This is a genomic window from Singulisphaera sp. GP187 (assembly GCF_900129635.1).
In the GTDB taxonomy this organism is placed as follows: Bacteria; Planctomycetota; Planctomycetia; order Isosphaerales; family Isosphaeraceae; genus Singulisphaera.
Genome location: NZ_FSRB01000001.1, coordinates 4,987,501 through 5,011,520, shown reverse-complemented (window position 1 = coordinate 5,011,520; position 24,020 = coordinate 4,987,501). Strand labels below are relative to the sequence as shown.

22 protein-coding genes are annotated in these 24,020 nt (G+C 63.2%); 11 read left to right on the top strand and 11 right to left on the bottom strand.

All coding sequences use genetic code 11. The features are described 5' to 3' along the window. The first annotated feature begins 92 nt into the window (after positions 1-92). Positions 93-1,178, top strand: a complete 1,086-nt coding sequence (locus tag BUS42_RS19410; RefSeq protein ID WP_074308887.1) for a threonine aldolase family protein — start codon at positions 93-95, stop codon at positions 1,176-1,178. 35 nt (positions 1,179-1,213) lie between these two features. Here BUS42_RS19410 and BUS42_RS19405 read toward each other — a convergent pair whose 3' ends face one another. After that, entirely contained in the window at positions 1,214-1,504 is a 291-nt protein-coding gene (locus BUS42_RS19405) for a ferredoxin family protein (protein ID WP_074308884.1), read from the bottom strand. 318 nt (positions 1,505-1,822) lie between these two features. Between BUS42_RS19405 and BUS42_RS19400 the strand changes: the two genes are divergently transcribed. The 4 genes from BUS42_RS19400 (at position 1,823) to BUS42_RS19385 (ending at position 5,469) form a co-directional block, all read left to right on the top strand. Then, positions 1,823-2,422: an RNA polymerase sigma factor gene (locus tag BUS42_RS19400; protein WP_074308882.1), complete on the top strand. Its 600-nt coding sequence runs from the start codon at positions 1,823-1,825 to the stop codon at positions 2,420-2,422. Then, positions 2,415-3,710 carry a serine/threonine-protein kinase gene (locus BUS42_RS19395; protein ID WP_074308880.1) on the top strand — a complete coding sequence of 432 codons (1,296 nt, stop codon included), beginning with the start codon at positions 2,415-2,417 and terminating at the stop codon, positions 3,708-3,710. The genes BUS42_RS19400 and BUS42_RS19395 overlap by 8 nt, the downstream gene beginning before the upstream one ends. Before the next feature lie 71 nt (positions 3,711-3,781). Further along, positions 3,782-4,702 (top strand): nucleotidyltransferase domain-containing protein, encoded by a 921-nt coding sequence (locus BUS42_RS19390; protein WP_074308878.1) that lies wholly within the window; start codon positions 3,782-3,784, stop codon positions 4,700-4,702. After that, positions 4,699-5,469: a nucleotidyltransferase domain-containing protein gene (locus tag BUS42_RS19385; protein WP_074308876.1), complete on the top strand. Its 771-nt coding sequence runs from the start codon at positions 4,699-4,701 to the stop codon at positions 5,467-5,469. Before BUS42_RS19390 ends, BUS42_RS19385 begins: the two co-directional genes overlap by 4 nt. Positions 5,470-5,556: 87 nt before the next feature. Here the strand turns inward: BUS42_RS19385 and BUS42_RS19380 are convergent, their stop codons facing one another. Together BUS42_RS19380 and BUS42_RS19375 are read right to left on the bottom strand one after the other, a co-directional pair. After that, a complete protein-coding gene (locus tag BUS42_RS19380; protein ID WP_074308874.1) occupies positions 5,557-7,665 on the bottom strand; it encodes a M56 family metallopeptidase in 2,109 nt (702 codons plus the stop codon). Further along, on the bottom strand, positions 7,662-8,045 hold the full coding sequence (locus BUS42_RS19375) for a BlaI/MecI/CopY family transcriptional regulator (RefSeq protein ID WP_074308872.1): 384 nt from the start codon (positions 8,043-8,045) through the stop codon (positions 7,662-7,664). The genes BUS42_RS19380 and BUS42_RS19375 overlap by 4 nt, the downstream gene beginning before the upstream one ends. 268 nt (positions 8,046-8,313) lie before the next feature. Between BUS42_RS19375 and BUS42_RS19370 the strand changes: the two genes are divergently transcribed. Both BUS42_RS19370 and BUS42_RS19365 read left to right on the top strand, forming a co-directional pair. After that, positions 8,314-8,790 carry a carboxymuconolactone decarboxylase family protein gene (locus BUS42_RS19370; protein WP_074308867.1) on the top strand — a complete coding sequence of 159 codons (477 nt, stop codon included), beginning with the start codon at positions 8,314-8,316 and terminating at the stop codon, positions 8,788-8,790. Next, positions 8,790-9,647: a sigma-70 family RNA polymerase sigma factor gene (locus BUS42_RS19365; protein ID WP_074308865.1), complete on the top strand. Its 858-nt coding sequence runs from the start codon at positions 8,790-8,792 to the stop codon at positions 9,645-9,647. The genes BUS42_RS19370 and BUS42_RS19365 overlap by 1 nt, the downstream gene beginning before the upstream one ends. 165 nt (positions 9,648-9,812) lie before the next feature. On the opposite strand, the gene BUS42_RS19360 is transcribed toward BUS42_RS19365, so the two are convergent. After that, a complete protein-coding gene (locus BUS42_RS19360; RefSeq protein WP_074308863.1) occupies positions 9,813-11,063 on the bottom strand; it encodes an aldo/keto reductase in 1,251 nt (416 codons plus the stop codon). Positions 11,064-11,527: 464 nt separating this feature from the next. Here BUS42_RS19360 and BUS42_RS19355 point away from each other — a divergent pair, with 464 nt between their 5' ends. Further along, positions 11,528-14,665 carry a cellulase family glycosylhydrolase gene (locus tag BUS42_RS19355; RefSeq protein ID WP_074308860.1) on the top strand — a complete coding sequence of 1,046 codons (3,138 nt, stop codon included), beginning with the start codon at positions 11,528-11,530 and terminating at the stop codon, positions 14,663-14,665. A gap of 249 nt (positions 14,666-14,914) precedes the next feature. Here the strand turns inward: BUS42_RS19355 and BUS42_RS19350 are convergent, their stop codons facing one another. Together BUS42_RS19350 and BUS42_RS19345 are read right to left on the bottom strand one after the other, a co-directional pair. Beyond that, entirely contained in the window at positions 14,915-15,184 is a 270-nt protein-coding gene (locus BUS42_RS19350) for a PepSY domain-containing protein (RefSeq protein WP_074308858.1), read from the bottom strand. Between the two features lies 1 nt (position 15,185). Continuing rightward, positions 15,186-16,112: a DUF1559 domain-containing protein gene (locus tag BUS42_RS19345; protein ID WP_074308856.1), complete on the bottom strand. Its 927-nt coding sequence runs from the start codon at positions 16,110-16,112 to the stop codon at positions 15,186-15,188. A 162-nt stretch (positions 16,113-16,274) separates the two neighbouring features. On the opposite strand from BUS42_RS19345, the gene BUS42_RS19340 reads away from it, so the two are divergent. The 3 genes from BUS42_RS19340 to BUS42_RS19330 all read left to right on the top strand — a co-directional run bounded on the left by BUS42_RS19340 (position 16,275) and on the right by BUS42_RS19330 (position 19,469). After that, the gene (locus tag BUS42_RS19340) at positions 16,275-16,946 is read left to right on the top strand and encodes a winged helix-turn-helix domain-containing protein (protein ID WP_074311249.1); all 672 of its coding nucleotides are present in this window, start codon (positions 16,275-16,277) and stop codon (positions 16,944-16,946) included. After that, positions 16,927-18,354 (top strand): sensor histidine kinase, encoded by a 1,428-nt coding sequence (locus BUS42_RS19335; protein ID WP_074308854.1) that lies wholly within the window; start codon positions 16,927-16,929, stop codon positions 18,352-18,354. The genes BUS42_RS19340 and BUS42_RS19335 overlap by 20 nt, the downstream gene beginning before the upstream one ends. 119 nt (positions 18,355-18,473) lie before the next feature. Next, positions 18,474-19,469, top strand: a complete 996-nt coding sequence (locus BUS42_RS19330) for an acrylyl-CoA reductase (NADPH) (RefSeq protein WP_074308851.1) — start codon at positions 18,474-18,476, stop codon at positions 19,467-19,469. 126 nt (positions 19,470-19,595) lie between these two features. Here the strand turns inward: BUS42_RS19330 and BUS42_RS19325 are convergent, their stop codons facing one another. The 5 genes from BUS42_RS19325 to BUS42_RS19310 all read right to left on the bottom strand — a co-directional run bounded on the left by BUS42_RS19325 (position 19,596) and on the right by BUS42_RS19310 (position 23,431). Continuing rightward, complete coding sequence (locus tag BUS42_RS19325; protein ID WP_074308849.1) at positions 19,596-20,705, bottom strand: NAD(P)H-dependent flavin oxidoreductase; 1,110 nt, start codon at positions 20,703-20,705, stop codon at positions 19,596-19,598. Between the two features lie 39 nt (positions 20,706-20,744). Then, positions 20,745-21,101, bottom strand: coding sequence for a hypothetical protein (locus BUS42_RS19320; protein ID WP_074308846.1), 357 nt, complete (start codon positions 21,099-21,101; stop codon positions 20,745-20,747). A gap of 10 nt (positions 21,102-21,111) precedes the next feature. Beyond that, positions 21,112-21,318: a hypothetical protein gene (locus BUS42_RS19315; RefSeq protein ID WP_074308844.1), complete on the bottom strand. Its 207-nt coding sequence runs from the start codon at positions 21,316-21,318 to the stop codon at positions 21,112-21,114. Positions 21,319-21,609: 291 nt separating this feature from the next. Continuing rightward, the gene (locus BUS42_RS46025; protein WP_256386177.1) at positions 21,610-21,738 is read right to left on the bottom strand and encodes a hypothetical protein; all 129 of its coding nucleotides are present in this window, start codon (positions 21,736-21,738) and stop codon (positions 21,610-21,612) included. A 463-nt stretch (positions 21,739-22,201) separates the two neighbouring features. Then, positions 22,202-23,431 carry a carbonic anhydrase family protein gene (locus BUS42_RS19310; RefSeq protein ID WP_074308842.1) on the bottom strand — a complete coding sequence of 410 codons (1,230 nt, stop codon included), beginning with the start codon at positions 23,429-23,431 and terminating at the stop codon, positions 22,202-22,204. Positions 23,432-24,020: the final 589 nt, after the last annotated feature.

Sequence of the window (24,020 nt, the reverse complement as noted above, 5' to 3'; positions counted from 1 at the left end):
CAAGGCGCATGGTTCGAATGGCGTAGCCATTTTGACTCTTGGCGATTACGTTTGTTGCTGGCCGACGACAAGCGAATCACCAGGAGATGTCCATGGGTGAGATTTCAATAACGGCGGACCGGCATCAGTTCGCAAGCGACAACTACGCTGGGGCTTGCCCTGAGGCCTGGCAGGCCATGGCCGAGGCGAACCGGGGACATGCCCCCGCCTACGGCGATGACGACTGGACCGCCCGCGCTTCGGGACTCCTCCGCGAGCTGTTCGAGGTCGATTGCGAAGTCTTCTTCGTGTTCAACGGCACGGCCGCCAACGCCTTGGCCCTGGCCTCGCTCTGTCAGTCGTACCACGGCATCATCTGCCACGAGCTGGCGCACGTCGAGACCGACGAGTGCGGCGCTCCCGAGTTCTTCTCCAACGGGACCAAGATCCTTCTCGCCCAAGGCGAGGCCGGTCGGATCCACCCGGAAGCGGTCCATCAACTCGTCACGAAACGAAGCGACATCCACTATCCCAAGCCGCGCGTACTGAGCCTGACGCAAGCCACCGAGGTTGGCACCGTCTACTCGGTCGCCCAGCTCCAAGCTCTTCAAGAGGTCGCCCAGCGCCACGGCTTGCGCGTCCACATGGACGGAGCCCGGTTCTCGAACGCCGTGGCCGCCGCGGGCGTTGCCCCTAAGGACCTGACCTGGAAGGTGGGTGTCGACGTCCTCTGCTTCGGCGGGACCAAGATCGGGATGGCGTTCGGCGAGGCGATCGTCTTCTTCAACCGCGAGCTGGCCCACGAGTTCGCCTACCGCTGCAAGCAGGCCGGGCAACTCGCCTCGAAGATGCGGTTCCTGGCCGCGCAGTGGGTCGGCATCCTCGAGTCGGGGGCCTGGCTTCGCAACGCGACCCAGGCGAATCGGTGCGCCTTGCTGCTGGAATCGCGGCTCCGCGAAATCCCGGGGCTGGAAATCCTCTGGGATTGCGAGGCGAACTCCGTGTTCGTCATGATCCCGGAAGAAATCCGCAACCAGCTCCGGGCAAAAGGCTGGCGGTTCTATACCTTCATCGGCGGCGGCGCCCGGCTGATGTGCTCGTGGGACACCACGGAAGCGGACGTCGAAGCGATCGTCCATGACATCAAAGAACTCATGAATCAACGCTCAGTCAAAACGGGGACACGGGTGGAGGTCTAATAACCCGTGTCGCCCCGAAAGAAAACGGCCGAAGTTTATGAGTTCGCGTCGCGCCGAGCATTCGGCTCCTTTCGATCGACGATCGAAGGGCAGATCTCGGCCATCTCCCGATTGAGCGGCACGAATTCCTTCCAAGCCTCCGGCACATCGTCTTCGTAATAGATCGCGTCGACCGGGCACTCGGCCCGGCACGCATCGCAATCCGTGCATTCGTCGGGGGCGATGTAGAGCATTTGCTCCCCCTCGCGGAAGCAGTCGCAGGGGCAGACGACGACGCAATCGGTGTATTTGCAGCCAAAGCAGGGCGCGGTCACGACGTAGGCCACGGTTCGCTCCTGGGTTCATGAGGATGTTGTCTCGACCCGGTCATGCCGTTTCCAACGCGGGAGCGGCCAAGTGCGAGCCGGAATTCGTGAGAATCAAACAAGGGCGACTGCCGTGGCTGACAACCAGAGTGGCCCGGCCACAAGAGGGCCGGCTCCCACCCAGCGATCAACCCTCCTCCTGGCTCCTCCCCCCCTGGGACCGCGGGCGACCCGCCCGCTCTTCAATTCGATTTCATTCCAATCAAGAGTGGGCGGGTCGCCTGCGGTCCCAGGGGGGGGGAGAGGTGTCGGCGACTCTTAAGAAGGGAGCCATCTCCGATGGAAAAGGATGATGCGAAGGCCACCTGGACATCGCTCGTCCTGCTGGAACGATTCCGGAGCGGTGATGACCAAGCGGCCGAGGCGCTCTTCGCTCGCTACTTCGAACGGCTGATCGCGCTGGCACGGAGCCGGCTCTCGCCTCGGCTGGCCGGGCGGACCGATCCCGAAGAGATCGCGCTCTCGGCCTATCGGAGCTTCTTCGTCGAAGCGCGTGAGGGTCGCTACGCCTTGAACCGGGGCGGTGATCTCTGGCGACTCCTCTCATCGATTGCCAAGCACAAGCTGCTTCATCAAGTCAGACACCATCGTGCGGACCGACGATCGATCGACGTCGAAATCCCCTTCGATCAGGCCGTGGAAGGTCGGCAGATCGGTCGCCAATATGAACCCACGCCGGAAGAGGCCGCCGCACTCGCGGACGAAGTCGAACGGGTTCTCTCCCACCTGGACCCCTTTGGCCGGCGCGTGCTGGAACTCCGGTTGCAAGGCTTACAGCTCTCGGAGATCGCCGAAGACACCGGCCGCTCGGAACGCTCGGTCCGTCGTTCACTCGCCCAGATCCGTGCACTCCTGAGCGGGCGGCTCACTGATGCCTGACCATGCCCATGACCAGGAATTTGAACGACGAGTCCTCCGGTTCGAGCAAGCCTGGCAACTGAACGACATATGTGAAATTGCAGACTTTTTGATCACGCCCTTCGCGATTCACGATTCCGATCGCTTACTCGTCGAGCTGATTTGCATCGACCTGGAGTACCGCCAGCAAAGTGTCGAGGCCAGTGAACCGGTCACTCTCACGCATTATGTCGAAGCGTTCCCGGAACTCATTTCTCTCGATCGACTCCCGCTCGAGCTCATCGCTGAAGAGTACAGGGTGCGATCTCGCTGGGGAGATCGGCCGTCCCATGCAGAGTTTCTGTCCCGATTTCAGGAGCGGCGAGAATCGATTCGGGCGGAGCTGGTCCGGATCGATGACGAGCTTGCAGCGGAGGGAAATCCGGCGCCTCGACCTGCTCCGAGAATCCCGCCCGCCTGGGAAGAGCCGGAGTTCCTTCCCGAGGTTCCGTGGCTCTCACACACCGAATTCCTGCTGCGGCGGCTCATTGGCGCTGGGAGGATGGGAAAGGTGTACGAGGCCCGGCCCGCCAACAACGCCCACGGTGCCGTTGCCGTGAAATTCCTCCGAAAAGGCTTTTTACGTCATCCCCAAGTGGTCCGACGTTTCCTCGGCGAGGCGCTGACGATTGGCAAGCTCCGCCATCCGAACATCGTCGGAACCCAGGGACTCGGGCGCACCTCGGGCGGGTCGTACTTCATCGTCATGGATTTCGTGGCAGGACCCAACCTCGCCGAGCTCGGCATGCGGAAGGCGATCACCGTGCCCGAGGCCGTACGCTGGGTTATGGAAACATGCAAGGCAGTCGAGCACGCCCATGCGATGGGGATCGTCCATTGCGACCTCAAGCCCGCCAATCTCCTCCTTGACGAGTCCGGCAAAATCAAGGTGACGGACTTCGGCCTCGCGCGTTCACTCACCGAGGACACGCCATGGACGGCCGAGGTCGAGGGGACCGCTCCCTTCATGGCGCCCGAGCAGGCGTCCCGAAGCTGGGGTCCGATCGACGCGCGCACGGATGTTTACGGCCTCGGCGCCGTATTCTTCACGCTATTAACAGGTCGGCCGCCAATCATCGGTCGGCGGTTGCCGGATATTCTCGCTCAGGTCGTCGCGGGCACACCGGTCGTCGCGGCGATCGACCTTCGTCCCGAGCTCCCGAAATCAATCAGCGATCTATGCCGGACGTGTCTCTCCAAACCGCCTGAGCTACGATATCAGACGGTCAAGGACCTTCACTCGGCGCTGGCTCGCTTGCAAGATTTCTGAGTTCAACCGAACCAAGTGACCAGGCAGAGGCTCCGCTATCAAAGACGATCGTCGCTGAGGAGTCACACGCCGTGAGCACGCTGCAACGCCTGACCGACCGCGGCTTGGCCAAACCGCCAAGGTGGCTGCCGGGGAACGTCCAGTACGAAACCATCATGGGCTCGATGGCCTACGGGGTCTCCTCGGACACGAGCGACATTGACATTTACGGCTGGGCGATCCCGATGAAGGAGGAGGTCTTCCCTCATCTCCGCGGAGAGATCCAGGGCTTCGGCCACGAGGCCAAGCGGTTCGGAGTCTATCAGGAGCACCACATCCATGACGTGGACAGCCTCGGAGGGCGTGGGCGCACCTATGACCTGGCGATCTTCGGCATCGTGAAGTTCTTCACCCTGGCGATGGAGAACAACCCGAACATCATCGACGCGCTGTTCACGCCCGCCCACTGCGTGGTGCACAGCACCCGCGTCGGCAACCTCGTGCGTGAGAACCGCCGGCTGTTCCTCCACAAAGGAGCGTGGCCCAAGTTCAAAGGATACGCGTATAGCCAGTTGCACAAGCTGGCGATCAAACAGCCGCGGGGCAAGCGCGCCGAGCTGGTCGCCAAGCATGGCTATGACACCAAGTTCGCCTACCACGTCGTCCGGCTTCTGGGGGAAGTTGAACAAATCCTCATTGAAGGGGACATCGACCTTCAGCGCCACAACGAACACTTGAAGGCGATCCGCCGCGGCGAATGGACCGAGGATCGACTCCGCCAGTGGGCCGCCGACAAGGAGGCCCACCTCGAAAGGGCCTACGCCGAGAGCACGCTCCGCCCAACCCCTGACCAGGCTCAGATCAGGACGTTGTTGCTTCAATGCCTGGAGGAGCACTACGGCAGCCTGGCCGACTGCCTCGTCGACCCCGATCGCGCGGTCGTCGCCTTGCGAAACATCCAAGGCGAGCTCGATCGGGTCAAAGACTTACTGTCCCCGGGAGGTGCCTCATGAACGTCCAGGAACGTCTCCAAGCCGAAGTCGCCCGGCATCCGTTCCCCTTGGTCTTCGCCACGATCAGCGGAGCGCACCTCTACGGCTTCCCCTCCCCCGACTCAGACTTCGACCTCCGCGGCTGTCACCTGCTGCCGGTCCGGGATGTGGTGGGCCTCGACCCCGGCCGGGAGACGGTCGAGTCGTCAACGACCACGGATCAGATCGAAGTGGACCTGGTCACCCACGACGCCAAGAAATTCTTCGCCATGCTGCTCAAGAAGAACGGCTATGTACTCGAGCAGTTATACTCACCTCTCGTTGTTCACACGACGCCCGCACACGAAGAGCTCAAGGCCGTCGCAGGCCGTTGCCTCACCAGGCACCACAGCCATCACTACTTCGGGTTCGCCGAAACCCAGTGGCGGCTGTTCGAGAAAGAGAACCCGAGGCGGGTCAAGCCGCTCCTCTACGTCTACCGCGTGTTGCTGACCGGCCTCCACCTCATGAAAACAGGGCAAGTCGAGGCGAACCTCGTGCATCTCAACGAAGAAGCCCGCTTGCCCCACGTCAACGACCTGATCGCCCGTAAGCTGGCAGGGCCGGAGAAGTCGACCTTGAACGATTCCGACCTCGATTTCCATCGTCGCGAGTACGAGCGGCTTCGAGCCGAACTCGAGGCCGCCCATCAGGCCAGCACACTCCCCGAGGAACCGTCCGCGCGGACGGATTTGAACGACTTGCTCGTCCGGCTGAGGATGGGATCGGTCATCCCGAGTGAGAATTGATCGGCCGGCCGGGAGCAGAGTCCCGACCGGCCCTCGGCGATCCAACCTTGATGCGCACAGAGCGAGCGACCGTTAGCCGCATGCTGATTAGAACCCACCAGCAGCGACCAACGCGGCGAAGTCCGCGATCGTCCCCAGACCGGAGGTGCGGAGGACCACCGACTGGCCGTCCCGCTCGACGCGGCAGTTCGTCACCAGGTCGAGGAACATTCGTCGCGCCCGCTCTTCGCTCTTATCCGTCGAAGCGACAGCACCAGGATCGCCCGCTCTTTCACGGAGCGATTTGAGAAACGTGGGGATCGCGCGGGCGGTCGACTCGCTGGCGGCGGTATCACCCAGGGTCGCAACGCCGCCGAACCGGATCTCATCGCTGTTGTCGAGACTAAACGTCAAAAGGCCGCCATCCTTGAATAGGTTCGAGACCTCGGGATGGTCGGGATCGTCGAGGGAGGCTGTCCGCAACAGACCATCGCGACTATCAAACGCGGCCACAAAAAGCCCGCGGAGGGAACGGTCCCAGCCCTTCCCCTGCGCGAACACCGGCGACGCCGAAGTTTGGCGACGCAAGAGTTGGAGCATTCGCTTTTCACCGGCAAACACGATCGTTCGATCGTCGGGGAAGTAAAGACAACCGTCCGGGCCGAGCGCGGGGATCTTCACCCTGTAGTACACGCGGCTTCCCTCGTGAACCTCGGTCAATACTTGCTGAAAGGTACGGCAGAGCCCCATCCAATCAACCGGCTGAGTCGTCCGGGCCGACAGCACGTCCCCTAAGGTGAACCTCCAGCGCGGCTTCTCGTCACGATACCGGGTGATCTGGACAAGGCCCATCACCTCCTCGAACATCTCAACCCTGAGCGGCCCCTGCCCAGGTTTGGCGGGGTCAAACCCAAACGCGATCGCGGCCTTCGTCCATTCCTGGGCTATCAGCAGGTTCAGCATGGTACGGTAGGTTCCCATACCCGCTCGACGGAACGTGGCCGCCGGCCGGAACGCCATGAAGCCCTGAGCACCTTCCGGCAGGTACGTCAGGTCAAAGGGTTCGCCCTGAACCTGGTCGTCCGGCCGGGACTCCCGCGCCACTGCCTTGACCGCGTTGTCCACCTTGTTGTCGGTGTCATCACCACGAGCCGGCCCCTGAAGTGTCAAGACACCGCAGGTGACGCCCAGTAACAGCAACGCCGAAACGCCACGACGCGGCAATGACCAAGGCCGATCCATCGACACGCTTTCATCACGTAACATCGCGATCCTCCTGATCAAATTCCCCTTCGCCGGCAAGAACGTCCTCGCCGGCCAGCACGGAATCCGTCCGTCTTGCCGCAGCGCCAGCCGCGACAGGGAAAGCAAGTAACGCGGTCGACCGCCCGCAAGCCGAGCCCCCAGGGCATCGGCCGCCAGCTCCTGTTCCCACTGGAGCCGCGCCGCCAACCAGTGGACCAGAGGGTGATAGAAGTGCATCGCCAGCGCGAGCCGCGCCACCACGCCCATCGCATAATCAGACCGGCAAACGTGCGCCAGCTCATGAGCAAACACCGCACGACGCTCGGGCTCGTCCCATGACCGCCAGTCGTCGGGCAAGAGCACAAACACACGACGCCAACCCGCCGTCGCCGGGGTCGTCAACTCCGCGGCTTCGCGAACCGCGACCCGCCGCCGGCAACCCAGCGAGTCGCGAAGCTCCTCGATCAGATCGTTCAGCTCCGGGGCATCCACCGGCCGCGACCGCCGGACACACCGATGAACCGCCCAGAGACCGATCATCAGATGGAGCAACCCCACGCCCGTCCCCGCCAGGGCGACGGCCGCCAGCGCACTCCCCCATGGCCGACAACGCGCCGCGGGCTCGGCCGCCGTCGTCTCGAGCCGCTGCCACACGCTCCGCAAGACCGCGAACGACCCGCCGATACCTCGGCCTTCGTCCTCGCGAAGCTCACCCGAGGAGTCGTCCCCGCGAACCGCGATCGCCACCGATGGCGACGGCGCGGTCTTGGGGATCGGGCGAGTGGTCCCCCCACCGCGTGGAACGAACGTCAGCAAGCTCACGACCACGACCAGCCCGAGACTCAGCGATGCCACCCACGTGCCCGAGGCCGGGCTCCGTCGCGACGCCACTACGTACAAACCGGTCGCCGGAATTAATAAGAGAGAAACCTGGACCGCGCTCCAGGCCAAGGTCAGACCCAGGTCGTTCATCGGTCTTGCTCCTTCAAGATCCGTTCGAGCAGGCTCCGCTCCTCGGCCGTGAGCGTCCGTTGCTCCACGAGCTGCTTCAAAAGCTGCGCACGTGAACCGCGAAACACGCGTTGAAGCAGGTCGCCCAAAAGCCGACCCGAAACATCCTCATGCGAGCGCGCAGCCTTGTAACAGAACGGCCGCTCCTCGTTGAGCTGGCGGAGGAAACCCTTGTCGGCCAACCCCCGGATCAGGTTGGCAATCGTCGTGTACGTCCGGTCCAGACCCGCCGCCGCCAGCCGGTCGCGCGTCTCGGCCGCCGTCGCCTCACCATGCCGCCAAAAGACATGCATGACTTCCAGCTCACGCTCCGTCAGATCCTTCGCAGGCGGGCGTCCCATGCCAGGGCCCTCCGTTTGCTGATTTGGTATTTCAAATTTGGTTTCCATAATCTAACAGCGATCGCGGTTCTGTCAACGCGACCTGACGGGTTCGTGAAGCCATTGCGCCGGAACCGTTCCGGTGAGTTGGCACAGCCCCGAGTGTTGCCTGCTCTCTCCGGCGGTTACTCCTATCGCATGATGTCGGGGGGCAGAAAAATCTTTGGCATGTCACTTTGGCGGATCCTGGCTCGTCTTCATGGTGGCACTAACAGAAAGGAAGCCAATCATGACTGCCAAAATTGATCTCTTCGCCGCGGCCCCTTCGCTGATGAGGGATTGGCAACGCACATCGATCCAACTTGCCGCCGCCGCCAGCTTCGAGCCGAGCCTCACCGAACTCGTGAAGCTGCGGGCCTCCCAGATCAACGGCTGCGCCAACTGCATCAATCTCCATGCCGTCGAAGCGCGCGAGAATGGCGAAACCGAGCAGCGCATCTACCTGCTGCCGGCCTGGCGGGAGGCCCCTTGTTACACGGATCGCGAACGCGCGGCTCTCGGCTGGACTGAGGCCATGACGCGGCTCTCCGAAGGACGTGAGCACGTGAGCGCCTACGAAGCCCTGAAGGCCCAGTTCACGGAGGAGGAACAGGTCAAGCTCACCTTGACGATCAATATCATCAACGGGTGGAACCGCATCGCGGTCGGTTTCGGCCTGTTTGCCGACCCGGCGACGATCGCAGCCGCCCGGGTGGCCGCCATCTGATGGCGAACGCGTCGGCCGATGATGCCGCGGCTGGTTTCGGCCAGTTGCGTCCGAAGCTCATGCGGGTTGCGTACCGCATGCTTGGCTCCGTGTCGGACGCCGAGGACATCGTCCAGGAGGCCTTCATCCGTTGGATGAAGGCCGACCGGAGCGAGGTGCGTAGCCCTGAGGCTTTCCTGCGCCGTACGGTTACGCGCCTCAGTCTCGACCAGCTCAAATCCGCACGGCGTCAGCGCGAGAGCTATGTCGGTCCCTGGCTTCCCGATCCCATCGTGGAAGAGGACGACCAGGAAGACGTCACCTTGCCGCTGATGCTTGTGCTGGAACGTCTTTCCCCGCTCGAGCGTGCCGCCTTTCTGCTGCACGATGTGTTCGGGCTGGGATTCGAGGAGGTTGCAGCGACCATCCAGCGCGACCCAGCGACCTGCCGCCAACTCGCTGGCCGCGCGCGCACCCATGTCCGTGAGGCGAGACCTCGTTACCAGGCGGAAAAAGAACGGGGTCTCGCACTTGCCGAGGCCTTTTTCATCGCCTCACGTAGCGGCGACATGAAGGCGCTTGGGGCGATGTTGGCGGCGGATGTCAGCCTTCATGCCGACGGCGGCGGCAAGCGTCCGGCAGCCACGGAGCCGATCTACGGCTTCGATGCTGTCATGAAGGTTCATGAATATCTGGCGACTCATTTCCGAGAGAATGGTTCGAAACTGGTTCGTGCCGGTTTCGTCAACGGATTGCCCGGTTTCATCACGCTCGAGGCCGATGGTGAACTTTCGACGACCGCGCTCGATATCGAGGACGGAACGGTCGCGGCAATCTATGTGGTGAGGAATCCCGACAAGCTGAGGCATCTGCATTAGATCCACCGTCAAGCCAGGGAAACTCCGGGCCGAACGGCACGAAGAGTCTGTCGCAAGGAAACTGGGCCGTCTGTCTGCCCCGGAGGCCGAATTTCGCGGGAGAAACTCATTCCCACGCAGAGCGTGGGAACGAGTTCCGGCTCGAAAATCAAAGCACATCTAGGCTCAAGCCAAGTGTCGATTTACCTCGGGCAAGAGCTTGGCGAAGTCGAGCTTGCCGGGGCAGGCTTCGCGGGCGGCTTCGAGGTCGGCGCCCGCCCAGTCGCGAGCGGCGTCGGTCATGTTGGCGAACTGGCGGCGGGCCTCGGTGCGATGACCGTGGTGCTCGTGGTAGGTCAGGAACCGGGTCAGGTTGCCGAGCTCGGCCTGGGTGCCGGCGGCTACTGAGCAGCGGCCGTCGCAATCGGCGCAGAGGGTCTGGCCGGCGGCGAGGACGGCGTCGCGAAGTTGGAGGATGTCGGTCGTTTTGAGCGGTTCGTAGCGGCGGGCGGCGTCGGTGTTCTCGCGGATCTGGTCGGTGTTCTTCATCGAGACGCACGAGGCGCTGATGCGTTCGTCGGTCCAGATCGCATGCAGGAGCCCCTGGAACGGGGTCAGGTTGCGATCGGCGAGCATCGGCACCTTGCGCTGAACGTCTTCGAGGATGTTGCCGTTGTACTTGTCACCGAACTGTTTGCCGGCGATCTGCTTCATCGTGATCAGGCCGATCCCCTTGTTCCAGCAGGCGTCGAGCGCCTTGTTGAGGGCCGAGTCCTTATCGAGCCAGGGGGTGTACTGAAGCATGATCGCGTCGACGATCCCGCCGTCGGCGGCCGCCTGGATGATCTGGGCGCGGTTCTTGTGATGCGTCGAGAAGCCGACGAACTTGGCCTTGCCCGACTTCCGGATCGCCTCGGCCGTCTCCTTGAACTCCTGGCTCTTCACGAAGTTCATCGCATCGTCAAGGCTGTGTTCATCTCCCAAGCCGTGGATAAAGAAGAGGTCGATGAAGTCGGTCCCGAGGCTCGCCAGCCGCTCGTCGACCATCTTCATCATCTCGCCAGGCCCTTTGGGCATGTCCTTGGTGACGAGGAAGATCTGCTTGCGGATCTCGGGGACCTGCTCGAACCACTTCTTGAAGGCGGGCTCGGTGCCGTAGACCTTGGCGGTGTCGAAGACGCGGATCCCGCTGGCGAAGGCCGTTCGGAAGAGGCGGTCGAGGCTTTCGCTCCGCACGGCCCCTTGATCCAGTAGGGTGATGTTGACCCCGGTCTTGCCAAGCGGTCGCGTGGGAATCACCCCGGTCTTGGCAGCAGCGTCCTGGGCCTGGGCCACACCCGCAGCGCCGGGGGCCAGGCTCATGGCCGAGGCCGTGGCCAACGCGCCGGTCTGCAGAAACGTCCGCCGGTTGGTGCTGTCCATCGCTTCGTGGGCCATCGGTTCTCAACTCCTCGTGGGACGGGTCGTTGAACCCAACGGCCCGTGGATGATGGAAGGAACGCGCCCGAACCATGAAATATCACGAGAGATTACGGGGCTCTTATCCATGAAGCGTCTCGACATGATCGGTACGCCTGTCCCGTGACATCAGGAGACCTCGGCCGCCATCTTACCACAACCGCTCCACGTGCCGGCAAGCCGGTGCACACGGTGACGCAATCCGGTTCCCATCGGTCCCGCACCACGGTTCCCTGAGGGGATCGACCTCGAATCCGGTCCGCCAGGGCGAGGCGTGCCACCGCCGACAGTCCGGTTTTCTCAACACCAGAGCCGCCCTTTTGGGTGAGCCGCTTGAAGTCCGACCGAGCGAGGCCTACCATGGCAATGTCACGCATGCATGCAAGCAATTGGTCTGGTTTGTAGAGATTCCGACATCGTGATTTCCCTTCCAGGAGTCCGTGATGCTCGATTCCAGGCTGCCCTTCCGCCGTCGTTGCATGGTCGCGCGTCGTCACGCCCTACTCTCGATGGAGGCGCTCGAGGTTCGCGACCTGCTCGCGGTGGCGATTGTTGCGGCCCCGCTCTCGGCGGTTAGCGTTTCGGCCACGTTCTCGGTCGTCAACGACTGGGGGACGGGGTTCACCGGCAGCATGGCGGTCGCCAACAACAGTTCGAACGCCATCAACGGCTGGACACTCGAGTTCGACTTCGCCGCGAATCTGACCCAAATCTGGAACGCGAAGATCGTCAGTCACGTCGGCGATCATTACGTCCTGCAAGATGCCGGTTACAACGCGACGATCGCCCCCGGACAAACCACGACGTTTGGTTTCAACGGTGCGCCCGGACACATCACCGCAGCGCCAACCCACTATGTGCTCAATGGAACACAACTTGGTGGAGGCGGCCCCGCTCCAGTTCAGTCAGCTCCCACGGTGGCTGTCCCCGCTGCCGCCGCAACAAGTTCTGTGATCGGGAAGACGGTGGCGCTTACCGTCCTGGGCGCGGACGATGGCGGTGAACCGAGCCTGACCTACCGGTGGACGACCGTCGGCACGCCCCCAGCTCCGGTCTCCTTGAGCGCCAACAACGCGAACGCCGCCAAGAATACGGTCGCCACGTTCAGCAAGGCGGGGGCGTATGCGTTCCAGGTGACGATCACCGACGCGGCGGGGCTGAGCGTCACCAGCAACGTCAATCTCACGGTCGCCCAGACCTTGACCGCCGTGGTCGTCAGTCCGGCCACGGCGACGGTCGCTGCAACCGCCACGCAATCGTTCACCGCCCAGGCACTCGACCAGTTCGCCAACCCCCTGGCGACCCAGCCGACGTTTACCTGGTCCCTCGCCAGCGGCGCGGGGACGATCAGCGGATCGGGCCTGTACACCGCCCCGGCGGCGGCGGCCAGCGCCACGGTCCGGGCCGTCGCGGCCGGTGTCGGCGGCACATCGAGTATCACGATCAATTCCCCCGCGACTCCAGGCACCGCCTCGGCGGTCTACAGCGTCGCGAGCGACTGGGGGAGTGGTTTCACCGGCAATCTCGCGCTCACTAACACCGGCTCAACGTCGATCAATGGATGGACACTCGAGTTTGACTTTCCCGCGACCATCACTCAGATCTGGAACGCGAAGATCGTCAGCCACGTCGGCAACCATTACGTGCTCCAAGATCTCGGCTACAACGCCACGATCGCCCCCGGTCAGGCGACCTCGTTCGGGTTCAACGGCCAGCCAGGCGGGAACGCGGGGACTCCGACCCACTATGTTCTCAACGGGGTCGCGCTGAGCGGCGGGGCCACGGTCCTCCCGGCGCTCTCGACAAGCGACCTGACGGTGTCGGTCGGCAGCACCGCCACGCAGGCGCTCTTCACGGTAACCTTGACTCAACCGGCGACGACTCCGATCTCCGTCGCTTATACCACGGCCGACGGGACCGCCAAGTCGGCCACCGACTACCAGGCCGTCAGCGGTACACTTCAGTTCAGAGCCGGGCAGACGACGCAAACGATCGCCGTCCCCATTTATGCCATCATCACGGCAAACAAGCCCGACATCACATTTTCACTGGTTCTCTCCAACCCCAATGGCGCCACGCTCGCGCGGACGATCGCCGTTGGCACGATCCATGACGTTTCCACGGCGCCGGCTACTCCGCCGACGATCCGCATCGGTAACGTCACGGTGACGGAACCGAGCGGCCAGGCCACGTCCGGCTTCTTCCAGACCGCCGGCAATCAGATCGTCAACAGCCAAGGGACCTCCGTCAAAATCGCCGGAATCAACTGGTTCGGCTTCGAGACCGGGAACTACGTTCCGCACGGTCTCTGGGCACGCAATTATCAGGACATGATGAACCAGATGAAGCAGCTTGGCTTCAACACGATCCGGATGCCGTTCTCGAATGCGATCTTCAACCCGGCCAACGTCCCGAACAGCATCAACTTCAGTCTGAACCCCGACTTCCAAGGGCTCAGTAGCCTGCAAATCCTCGACAAGATCGTTTCCTATGCCGGGCAACTCGGCCTCCGGATCATTCTCGACCACCATAGCGCCTTGCCCGACAATCATGCCAACGAACCGCTCTGGTACATCCCCGGCGACGCGAACAACTCGGAACAAGTCTGGATCAACAACTGGGTCGCACTCGCCCAGCGCTACGCGGGGAACCCCACCGTCATCGGGGCCGATCTCCAGAACGAGCCGCACGGGCAGGCGAGTTGGGGCGACGGCAACCTCGCGACCGACTGGCGGCTGGCCGCGCAACGCGCGGGCAATGCGGTCCTGGCGGCCAACCCGAACTGGCTGATCTTCGTCGAGGGGGTCGAGTCGTACAACGGCCAGAGCACCTGGTGGGGAGGCAACCTGATGGGCGCCGGGCCGCATCCGGTCGTCCTGAACGTGCCCAACCGCGTGGTCTATTCGCCGCACGACTACCCGGCCTCAGTCTACAACCAGTCCTGGTTCAACGCGGCCAATTACCCCAACAACTTGACGTCCGTCTGGAATCAATACTGGGGCTACTTGTATCAAGACAATATTGCGCCCGTCTGGCTGGGCGAGTTCGGCAGCAAGCTGCAAACGACCTCCGACCAGCAATGGTATCAGCAAATCACCAGCTATCTCGGCAATACGACGAGCAGTCCTTCCGTTGCGGGCCAGCGAGGGATGAGCTGGACCTGGTGGTCGTGGAACCCGAACTCAACCGATACCGGGGGCATCCTCCAGGACGACTGGAAGACGGCCAGCCAGAGCAAGGTCCAAGGCCTGATCCCGCTCGAGTTTGCCTTTCCAACGACGAGCGGCCCGGTAACCGTCACGGCGACGTTCGTCGTGACCCTCTCCGCCCCGAGCACGCAAACGGTGACCGTCGCCTATTCGACCGCCAACGGCACCGCCAGTTCGGGCACCGACTACGTGGCGACGAATGGAACCTTGACCTTCGCTCCAGGCCAAACACAAGCCACCGTGAGTGTCACGATCCTCTACGACCCCACGCTCACCCACGACGCCACCTTCTTCGTCCTCCTGACAAATCCGACCCATTCCACCTTGGACGGAACCGGCCAGGGGACCGGCATCATCCATGCCGGAGCCTGACGCCAGGCGGGCCCGCACTCGGCTTGGCTTTACCCTATGATCAAATAAAATGTTAGCAAGGATACCGGGATCTCATTCCCACGCTCTGCGTGGGAATGCCGTCCGCGACGCTCCGCGTCGTCTTGTCTTCCCCGGCGGGTGGGGCCGCCGAGCGTGGGAATGAGTTTCTCCCGCGAATTTCGGCCTCCGGGGCAGACAGACGGCCCGGTTTCCTTGCGAAAGACCCCCACAAATCTCTATTTATCCATGTCATTCAATTCCGAGAACTTCACCCGTGGTGGAAACTTCCACCTCGCGGACCTTGCCTCGCTTGTCCTTGCCCCGGACCTCGTAGGCATCCTTCCCCTCAACCTTCATTTTGTAGACCGTATCGAAGGTGTATCCGGGCAGTTCTCGTCGAGCGACATCCAGGATCTGGACGGGAACTTGCTCGATGGGGACAATCTCATCACTCTCGGGCTCGCTCGAGCAGCCCAGAACGAAGACCATCAACGCAATCGCAGAAAACGTCTTTTTCACTTCAGAATTCTCCCGAGACAACCTCGGCTCCGGCTCGCGTGGCCAGGGCCCGAAACGTTTTGTTCGTCATCGTGGTCTTGAGAAACATGACATGGCCGTCGGCGAACAGGAAGTTCACTCCCCCGGGGTGACGACTATAAAACTGGTTGACTTCACCGTTCGGGTCGCCCGGTCCAAGGCGGCCGCCGGCATGGCCGAGGATCATGCCGGGGCCCCCCTCCGCTCGTGGGTAACCCACGCCGTCGTTGTTCACGGGGAAGAGGACCGCATTGGTGATGGAACCCACCCAGGTGGCTTCGCCAAGGCTGTGCGACCGCTCTCCTACGGCCAGGGTCTGCGAGGTGCCGTCGCTGATGTCACGCAGCGCGACGTGGCTATCACGGAAGAAGAGGCCGTCGCCATCCAATCCCGGGTCGCTGGTCCCATAGACACCGACGTCATTCGAAGGGGCAACCTCACAGATGCGCTGGGTGGGTGCGCCGCTGGGGTTCCGGACCATCGCCCACCAGGAGGGGGGGACGGTATCCGACGGGCAGAGAAAGGCCGCGATGAGCGATAATCGACTCGTCAGGTTCGCGGTCTCCTCAATGGCCAGGCTGAAATTCAACGTGTCGAAGAGCGGCTTTTGTTCCATTTGGGGCAGAAGCATGGCGGCCCACCCCCAACCGGGCCCGAGGTCCGTGCCGTCCGCTTGAAACGCCGAGACGTAACCGGGCGGGAACAGATGATGGGTACTCTCGTAATGATGAAGAGCCAGGCCGATTTGCTTCAGATTATTGACGCACTGGGCCCGCCGCGCGGCTTCGCGGGCGGCCTGGACCGCAGGCAAAAGCAGGGCGATCAGCAACGCGATAATGCTGATGACCACGAGAAGCTCGATCAGGGTGAACGCACGACTTTGAGCCTGCGTGCGGTCGGCGCATCGCATGGGAGACCTCCAGCGGACCGGGTGGACACGGAGGCAGGATAGTCCGTCGACATGGCGTCAACATGGCTCGAAGATGACGGCTTTGTAATATTCCAAGGCCAACGACCGGCCGCAGTCTAGAATATGGGCCAAGTTCCCCTCGGCCCCGGACGCGAATCACTGATGCGTGTGCTCGTTGTCGAAGATAACCCGGACATGGGCGCCCATCTCGAGCAGGGCCTCCGCGAGCACGGGTTCGCCGTGGATCTCGTGGTCGATGGCAAACGGGGCTTTGAGTACGCCTCGACCGGGGTCTATGACTTGCTGATCCTCGATCGGATGCTCCCCGGCCGCGACGGGCTCGCGATCCTTCGAAGCCTTCGGGCCGCGGGAGTACCGACCCCGGCCATCTTTCTGACGGCCCGAAGCGCCGTCACCGACCGGGTGGAAGGGCTCGATGCCGGGGCGGACGATTACCTCGTCAAGCCATTCTCGTTCGCCGAGCTGCTGGCCAGAATCCGGGTCGTGCTCCGAAGAGGACCTGAGATCCAACCCCCGATCCTCCGGGTCGGTGACCTCAGGCTTGACCCAACCACCCGCCTGGTCGAGCGCGGCGGGGAGCCGATCGAGCTGTCGGCCAAGCAGTTCGCTCTGCTCCACTACCTGATGCGGCACGTCGGGCAAGTCGTGAGCCGAACCATGATCCAGGAACACGTCTGGAATTACGACTTCGACGGGCTCACCAACGTCGTGGACGTCCACATCAACCGGCTCAGGAACAAGGTGGACCGGGGTTTCGACCGGCCGCTGATCCATACGCTCCGGGGGGTCGGCTATGTGCTTCGCGAAGAGTAGGCCGCTCGGCCTCCGGACCCGGCTCACGCTCTGGACGAGCCTCGTGCTGGCCGTGTCGCTGGCCGCCGGATTCGCCTGGGTTCATCACGGCCTCCGCAAGGTCCTCGAAGCGCGAAACGACGCGTTCCTCGAGCGCAAGGCCACGGAACTGCTGGCGGGGGTCGCCGACCACCGTCCGGAGCGCACTTCCGTCCTCGTTGCAGAAATCGAACGCGAGGTCGCAGCCTATGAGGCGGAGGGCCTGATCGTCGTGGTTCGCGACGGACCGCGGATCTCGGTGGCCCCGGGCACCGACGCCGCGCGGCGGCTCGCCGACCAGCCGGTTCCGCCCGGACCCCCTCGGACCCTCGATCTCATCGACTCCAATGCCCCACTCCGGGTGCTCCATGCCCCCTCGGAGCAAGTCGGACTCTCGCTTCAACTGGGGATTTCGCTCGCGGAGACCGAGGCCACACTCGCCGAGTTCGCCCGGAACGTGGCCGGGGGCTCGCTCGTCTTCCTCGTCGTCGCCGTCGCGGGGGGCCTGTTCCTCTCGCGCCAGGCGCTCCGCCCCGTCGCCGAGAGCATTCGCACCGCCAGGCGTCTCGACCCCGCGAACCTCTCGGAGCGCCTCCCTCGGACCGGGGCCAATGACGAGCTCGACGAGCTCGCCGGCACCATCAACGGGCTACTGGACCGGCTTGCCGCCTACCATGCCCAGGTCATCCGGTTCACCGCCGACGCCTCGCACGAGCTACGAAGCCCCCTCGCGGCAATGCGTGCGGCCGTCGAGGTCGCCCTCCAAAGGCCCCGTGAAATCCACGAGTACCGCAATGTCCTCGCATCGCTCGGCGAGCAATGCGAACGGCTCACGAGCCTGGTCAACGGCCTACTCCTCCTGGCGCGGGCGGACGCCGGCGAGATCCCGCTCTGTGCGAAGGCCCTCGACCTGACCGCTCTGGCGGAAGAGGTTGCCGAGATGTTCGAGTTCCTCGCCGAGGAGCGTGAAATTCAGCTCGTCACCGAAACGACGGGCCCGGTGTCGGTCCTGGGCGATCGGTCGCGACTCTGGCAACTCGTGACGAACCTCCTCGATAACGCCATCCGGTTCACGGAACCGTCGGGTTCGGTCACGCTCCGGGTCGAAGCGGTCGGGGATCGTGCTCTGCTCCGGGTGCAGGATACCGGCAAGGGGATCGCTCCCGACCACCTTCCCCACGTCTTCGAGCGGTTCTACCAGGAAGATGCCGCACGGACCTCGGGAGGCTGCGGGCTGGGCCTGAGCATTTGCCACTGGATTGTCAAGGCCCACGGCGGGACCATCGAAGCCGAGAGCCGCGACGGCCAAGGGACGGCGTTCATGGTCGCTCTACCGTTGATGCCGGCGGGGGCTCCTCTGGTTTCGACGGAGACCTCGAAAACCTGCTGATCCTACCGGATTGCAGGAATTGAAGTGCCGGGTATCCGGCCAGCGGCATTCTTGTCATCCTTCTACTTACCAACCCGTCCCGGGCTTGAGATCAAGTCAGAGCCACAAGGAAAAGACCGATGTTTCGAGGCTTGCTGATCGAGAACAGTGACGCTGGTTACGGAACGAAGCTGACGGAACTCGAGGACTCGCAACTGCCCGAGGGCGACGTGACGGTGCGGGTGGCCTACTCGACGCTGAATTATAAGGATGCGCTGGCGATCACGGGCAAGTCCCCGGTCGTTCGCCGCTTCCCGATGGTGCCGGGCATCGACCTGGTCGGCGCGGTGGAGTCGAGCCGCCATGCCAATTTCGCGGTCGGTGACCTCGTCTTGCTGAACGGCTGGGGCGTTGGCGAGGTCCACTGGGGTGGTCTTGCCGAGCGGGCCAGGCTGCGCGGCGACTGGTTGATTCCCGTCCCCCAAGGGTTTACTCCGCGACAGACGATGGCCATCGGCACCGCGGGCTATACGGCCATGCTCGCCCTGATCGCCCTCGAACGGAACGGCGTAACACCCGACAAAGGCGATGTGCTCGTCACGGGCGCGGGCGGAGGTGTGGGCGGCATCGCGATCGCGTTGCTCCATCAACGCGGCTACACTGTCGTGGCATCGACCGGTCGACTTGCCGAAACCGACTACCTCAAGAGCCTGGGGGCTGACGAGGTGGTCGACCGTGCCCTGTTCTCCTCGCCCGGCAAGCCGCTGGGAAGAGAACGATGGGCCGGCGCGATCGACAGCGTCGGGAGTCACACCTTAGCGAACGTCTGTGCGACTGTCCGCTATGGCGGCACCGTCGCGGCGTGCGGGCTGGCTCAAGGCATGGACTTCCCCGCGACCGTCGCGCCTTTCATTTTGCGCGGCGTGACGCTCGCGGGGATCGATAGCGTCTACCGGCCTGTGCCGGACCGGCTCGAAGCCTGGCGCCGGCTGGCAAGCGACCTCGACACGCAGAAGCTCGATCTGCTCACCCATGAAATCGGCCTGACCGACGTGATTGCCACCGCCCCGACGATGCTGGAGGGGGCAATTCGAGGGCGTCTGGTGGTGGCCGTCGACCCCAGTGTGACAGGATAATCGAAGCCTTTTTTTTCCACGGTGGGCTGTGCCCACCCTACAAGAGGATAAATTTCAAAAATATCTTGTCTTGTCGGGTGGGCACGGTCCACCCTCTTCGTCCTACCCCTGACAAAGACAGGGAGGTTACGCTCCCTGCTCGCCTTCCTGATTGATGAAGAGGTTCTCGGCAAGTCGCGAAAGTGCTTGCTCCATCTCGGATCGGAGCTCCGCGACGAGCGTTGCCGCGGGCAGGGAGCGGGCCAGAACGGCGGCCTGCCCAGCCCACTGGGCGCCGAAGCCGGCCTCGCCGGCCGCCTTCGCGGCTGTGTTCAGCGCTTTCCCGGCATCGTAGGCGATCGGGTAGGCCGGAACCATGCCCGGCTCGGCTTGCTCACCGAGCGCTGTGAAGCGGTTGGCGATGCATCGGGCGGGCCGGCCGGAGATCGCCGTTGTCATCACGGTATGCTCGGATGCGGAGCTCAGGAGCGCGGCCCGATAGCCCGGGTCAGCCGCGGACTCCGGGCACGCGACGAACGCGGTTCCGAGTTGAACGGCGCTGGCGCCGAGGGCGAGACAGGCGGCGATGCCGGCACCATCCATGATGCCGCCGGCCGCGATCACGGGGAGCTCCAAACGCAGGACGAGCAAGCGGGTCAGAGCGATCGTTCCCAATCGATCATCGGGCGCATCGGGATCGAACACGCCGCGGTGGCCGCCCGCTTCGAAGCCTTGCGCCACGACCGCGTCGATCCCGGCGGCGGCGATGGCTTGCGCCTCGTTCAGGCTGGTGGCCGTGGCGAGCAGCACGATCCCCGCGTCACGCAAGGCCGCGATTTGCTCGGCCGGAGGAAGGCCGAAGTGGAAGCTGACGACCTTGGGCCGCTCCTCGAGAAGCATGGTGAGCTTCGCGTCATCCGCGACGAAGCTCGTGTAAATCTCCCTCAACTCGGCCGGCGGCTGCGCACCAAGGCGAAGAAAATCCGGGGCCAGTCGCGCGAGCCAAGCCGCCTCTCGAGGCCGATCCGCGATCGCGGGCCGGTTGCAGAACAGGTTGACGTTGAACGGACGATCCGACGCGGCCCGCACCGCCGCGATCATCCCGCGTGCCGTCTCGGCATCCGAGGCGCCCACCCCGATCGACCCCAGACCGCCGGAGTTCGAGACCGCGGCGGCCATCGCCGGGGTCGAAACGCCGGCCATCGGGGCTTGAATGATCGGGAGGCTGAAGCCGATCTTCCGAAGCAACGCGTTCATGCCCGGCCTCCTTATTTGCATCAGCACATCAACTATTATCTATTTGCGACCCTTGGAAGCAGGATGGGGGCGATTGCGATCGCCCAGGTAGTAGCCAATGGCGAGCGTGACCAGGGGCAGGATCGATTGGAGCATGAACTTGACCAGCTCCGACCCCTTCTCGAACGTGGCGTCGGTCCGGTAGAACAGGAAGAACATCGCGGTGAAGCTGAGCGCGTACACGCCCCCGAAAATCATCAGCACCCATCGCACAATCGCCAGCGACGCGATCTGCTCGGACCCGACGACCGGGTCTTCCTTCCACTCCGATTTGACGATCTCCTTTTTGAGGTCAATCCGCACCGGATTCGGGCTTGGACTCGGGCTCGGAACATCTCTGGGCGTGATTCCATTCATTGGAAAAGGCTCACTCGATTCCCACGATCTCTTTGATCACCTTGTCACCCTTCACAACACCGAGTGAGTTGCCATCCTTGCTTTCCCGGATGGCCACCTCCAGCAGCGCCAGGGCCGTCTTCAAAACCCCCGACTTGGTCGTGCCGAGCGCATCGGCCATCTCCTCCAAGACCTTGGTCTGCCGATCGTTAAACTGAACATTCAGCTTGTTCGCCATGAATATCCTCAAGGATCGCAGCATCTGACAACCGTGCCGGCCGCGAAGGTCAAGGCTCAACATTAAGCCTAAACAAGCGTCTTTTGCCGATTCGACCAGGAAACGAGTGGCCGGTCGACCGCTGTTGAACGCAGAAAGGCTCGACAGTAGTCACGAAGTGACCCCATGTCGAGCCGCATATTGGGGACCAGCCCTTCCTTCCGCTCTCCTCCCCCCTGGGACCGCGGGCGTCCCGCCCGCATTTTTGATTTCCCTGCGAAGGTGGTTGTCCCCTACCTTCGAAAAGGGGTCTCAAAGCTTCAGCCAGGAAATGATCGGCAGGTGCGACAGCTTGATCGCGATGTAGAGGACCAGGAAGCCTGCGCTATAGGCCACCAGAGCGGTTTCGGCCAGAACTTCGGAGAGATGTGCGCGTGTCATGCTGAAGCCCCTCCCGGGTAGTCCCTTCCCAAGAAAGTCAGGGATGGACGGCTCCCCGCGTCGATGGCGGAAGGCTGCCCCTTCGATTTGGTCTGATTTCCTTGGCCTCGTCTCCTGAGGACCGGCGGTGCGCCGGTGATCCTTCGTCTGGGGATTCCTTTGCTTATGTTATTTTGAATTCCCAGCGTTCATTCTTCGTCGCATCGACCCACGATTCAAGGCCGACGTGCGGGGATGCCGTTCGATCTCCCCGCGCCGCGGAGGGATCCTCGATTTTTAATTGTGATGAAATTGTGAAGAAAGTCCATCCAAGACCGTTCTCATCGTCCCATTTTTGATTCAGGCAGGAGCGCCGCGTTGTGGTGTGGCGGGGGTACGAGGTGGGTCGACCGATGGCACGGAATCCACTCGACGGGAGCCCAATGCCACCGGCCAGGTCATGGAATCGACCTTGGGGACGGGGTCAAACGTTCGAGGTCGTGGTGGAGGCGGTGGCGAGCTCGTGCCGAACCGCGTTGCGCGGCGCGAAGGTGAAGTTGGCTCCGCCGATCGACTGTCCTTGATAGTTCACGTCGATGTTGAACTGATTGGCTTGTCGGCCGTTGGTCGGCTGGAGCGGTCGGTTGTTGGGGAGGAAGCCGGCGCCGTTGGCCACGGCTTCATACTGGTGGAGTTGCTGGGCGTCGAGCGTGATGGGCGTCGAGAGCACGAGCCAATTGACGGTCTGTGAGAGCGGGGGCGTGGTGAGCGACCCTTCATAGAACCAGCCCTCGAGGTTCGACGGCAGGAGGCCGGCGAAATCGATCGGAGTGGCGATCGTCGTCGTGGAGTTGGGCGAGGTCAGATGCGCGGAGGCGGCATCAAGGATGGGCTGGAGCGCCGCATTGTGCGACCCGAGCTGAAGGAAAACGGCCACGACGGTCTCCGCGCCCGAAGCGCTGACGTTCACGAAGTGCTCCTCCATCGGGTACGTATACCCGGCCACCTGGTTCTCCGCGGTGTCGTGGTAGTGGAACTGCGACAGCTCGTAGGTTTGGCCGTCGAGGACGATCGAGTCACTGGTGGAGCTGTTGAACTGGGCCTGGATCTGGGCGCCGTTGTTGATGATCGCCTTGGGGGTTGCGTCATTGTAGTGGATGGAGAGGACCTGGCTGAGGTCGATCGGCGCCCCCGTGATGTTGATCGGCGATTCAAACGGGAGCGCTCCCGCCGGCGCGATCTTCGACCAGGCCGCGGGCCCCACCGGACCGTTGGCCGGGTTATTGTTGCCGGTCCGATAGTTCCAGTTCGCCCCCGCGTAGGGCTTTCCCGTCAGCGGGTTCGTGGCATATGCACCCGTGGGGGCCATGTTGTCGAAAGTTGGCGATGTTTGGATGAATCGCTTCGGCGTAACGGCATGAACAACGTACGGCGCGGGGTCGGCCGACTTGACGTGGAACGCATAGCGGCCCCTGGGGCCGGTGTGCGTGGTCGCCACGACCTGCCCGTTCGAGCCGACTAGTTGGACGGTGACCTTGCCGAGCCCGTGCCCGTTGACCTCATTGAGGATCTGGCCGGCGATGGTCCCGAACGGCTGGGCCATGGTGGCGTGAGAGCCGCTCAGGGCGAGTCGAGTTTCCAGTCCCTCGACGTTCGGAGCCACTCGGTTCCTTCGCGCATGGTTGAGATTCTTGATCTGGCCAAGCGTTTGCATGGCTGTCGCTCGCTCCTCAGATGTCGGATTCGTTCAGACGGATTCGTCAACGCTCTGGGGGGGAGCAAATCGGTGGGGGGGAGGATCTGCGAGGGGGGGATAGGATGGGGGGGGGCAAATCGCCTGCATTCTACACAAACAAACACCGATGTCAAAACATGAGACAGAACTTGGATGATTCCGGGAGCCTCGGCGGCGAAACCTGGTGGACTCCAATCGTCTTGTCTTCTGGTAGGTTCGTGCCCAAACTGCCCAACTGATGGACCATGCCCTCATGTAGGGTGGGCACGGCCCACCGGGTTTTACTTCTTGTAGGCGATACCGGAGAGAGTAGGGGGGGCGTCCTCACCTCGAAAACCGACGGTTTGAATCCATGCTTGCGGATTTCCGTTGGACACGCTCCACAAGGGCTGGAGACCAGCGGCTGGCCTCGGCGTGGCGGGCTTTCCCATTCAAGGGCGAAACCGGATGGGCCGTGCCCACCCTATACAGGGGAGCGGACTTGCTTGTTGGTCACGCGTACGCGAGGCGGCCCGACACGTGGTCGCCGACCTCGGTTCGCGAAAAAGCGAGCGATTCGGCAGTGGAG

Bases quoted from the DNA above. Each gene is read 5' to 3' on its own strand.
- BUS42_RS19410 (WP_074308887.1), top strand. From the start codon at position 93: ATGGGTGAGATTTCAATAACGGCGGACCGGCATCAGTTCGCAAGCGAC.
- BUS42_RS19400 (WP_074308882.1), top strand. From the start codon at position 1,823: ATGGAAAAGGATGATGCGAAGGCCACCTGGACATCGCTCGTCCTGCTG.
- BUS42_RS19395 (WP_074308880.1), top strand. From the start codon at position 2,415: ATGCCTGACCATGCCCATGACCAGGAATTTGAACGACGAGTCCTCCGG.
- BUS42_RS19385 (WP_074308876.1), top strand. From the start codon at position 4,699: ATGAACGTCCAGGAACGTCTCCAAGCCGAAGTCGCCCGGCATCCGTTC.
- BUS42_RS19380 (WP_074308874.1), bottom strand. From the start codon at position 7,665: ATGAACGACCTGGGTCTGACCTTGGCCTGGAGCGCGGTCCAGGTTTCT.
- BUS42_RS19375 (WP_074308872.1), bottom strand. From the start codon at position 8,045: ATGGGACGCCCGCCTGCGAAGGATCTGACGGAGCGTGAGCTGGAAGTC.
- BUS42_RS19370 (WP_074308867.1), top strand. From the start codon at position 8,314: ATGACTGCCAAAATTGATCTCTTCGCCGCGGCCCCTTCGCTGATGAGG.
- BUS42_RS19365 (WP_074308865.1), top strand. From the start codon at position 8,790: ATGGCGAACGCGTCGGCCGATGATGCCGCGGCTGGTTTCGGCCAGTTG.
- BUS42_RS19360 (WP_074308863.1), bottom strand. From the start codon at position 11,063: ATGGCCCACGAAGCGATGGACAGCACCAACCGGCGGACGTTTCTGCAG.
- BUS42_RS19355 (WP_074308860.1), top strand. From the start codon at position 11,528: ATGCTCGATTCCAGGCTGCCCTTCCGCCGTCGTTGCATGGTCGCGCGT.
- BUS42_RS19345 (WP_074308856.1), bottom strand. From the start codon at position 16,112: ATGCGATGCGCCGACCGCACGCAGGCTCAAAGTCGTGCGTTCACCCTG.
- BUS42_RS19340 (WP_074311249.1), top strand. From the start codon at position 16,275: ATGCGTGTGCTCGTTGTCGAAGATAACCCGGACATGGGCGCCCATCTC.
- BUS42_RS19335 (WP_074308854.1), top strand. From the start codon at position 16,927: ATGTGCTTCGCGAAGAGTAGGCCGCTCGGCCTCCGGACCCGGCTCACG.
- BUS42_RS19330 (WP_074308851.1), top strand. From the start codon at position 18,474: ATGTTTCGAGGCTTGCTGATCGAGAACAGTGACGCTGGTTACGGAACG.
- BUS42_RS19325 (WP_074308849.1), bottom strand. From the start codon at position 20,705: ATGAACGCGTTGCTTCGGAAGATCGGCTTCAGCCTCCCGATCATTCAA.
- BUS42_RS19320 (WP_074308846.1), bottom strand. From the start codon at position 21,101: ATGAATGGAATCACGCCCAGAGATGTTCCGAGCCCGAGTCCAAGCCCG.
- BUS42_RS19315 (WP_074308844.1), bottom strand. From the start codon at position 21,318: ATGGCGAACAAGCTGAATGTTCAGTTTAACGATCGGCAGACCAAGGTC.
- BUS42_RS46025 (WP_256386177.1), bottom strand. From the start codon at position 21,738: ATGACACGCGCACATCTCTCCGAAGTTCTGGCCGAAACCGCTCTGGTG.
- BUS42_RS19310 (WP_074308842.1), bottom strand. From the start codon at position 23,431: ATGCAAACGCTTGGCCAGATCAAGAATCTCAACCATGCGCGAAGGAAC.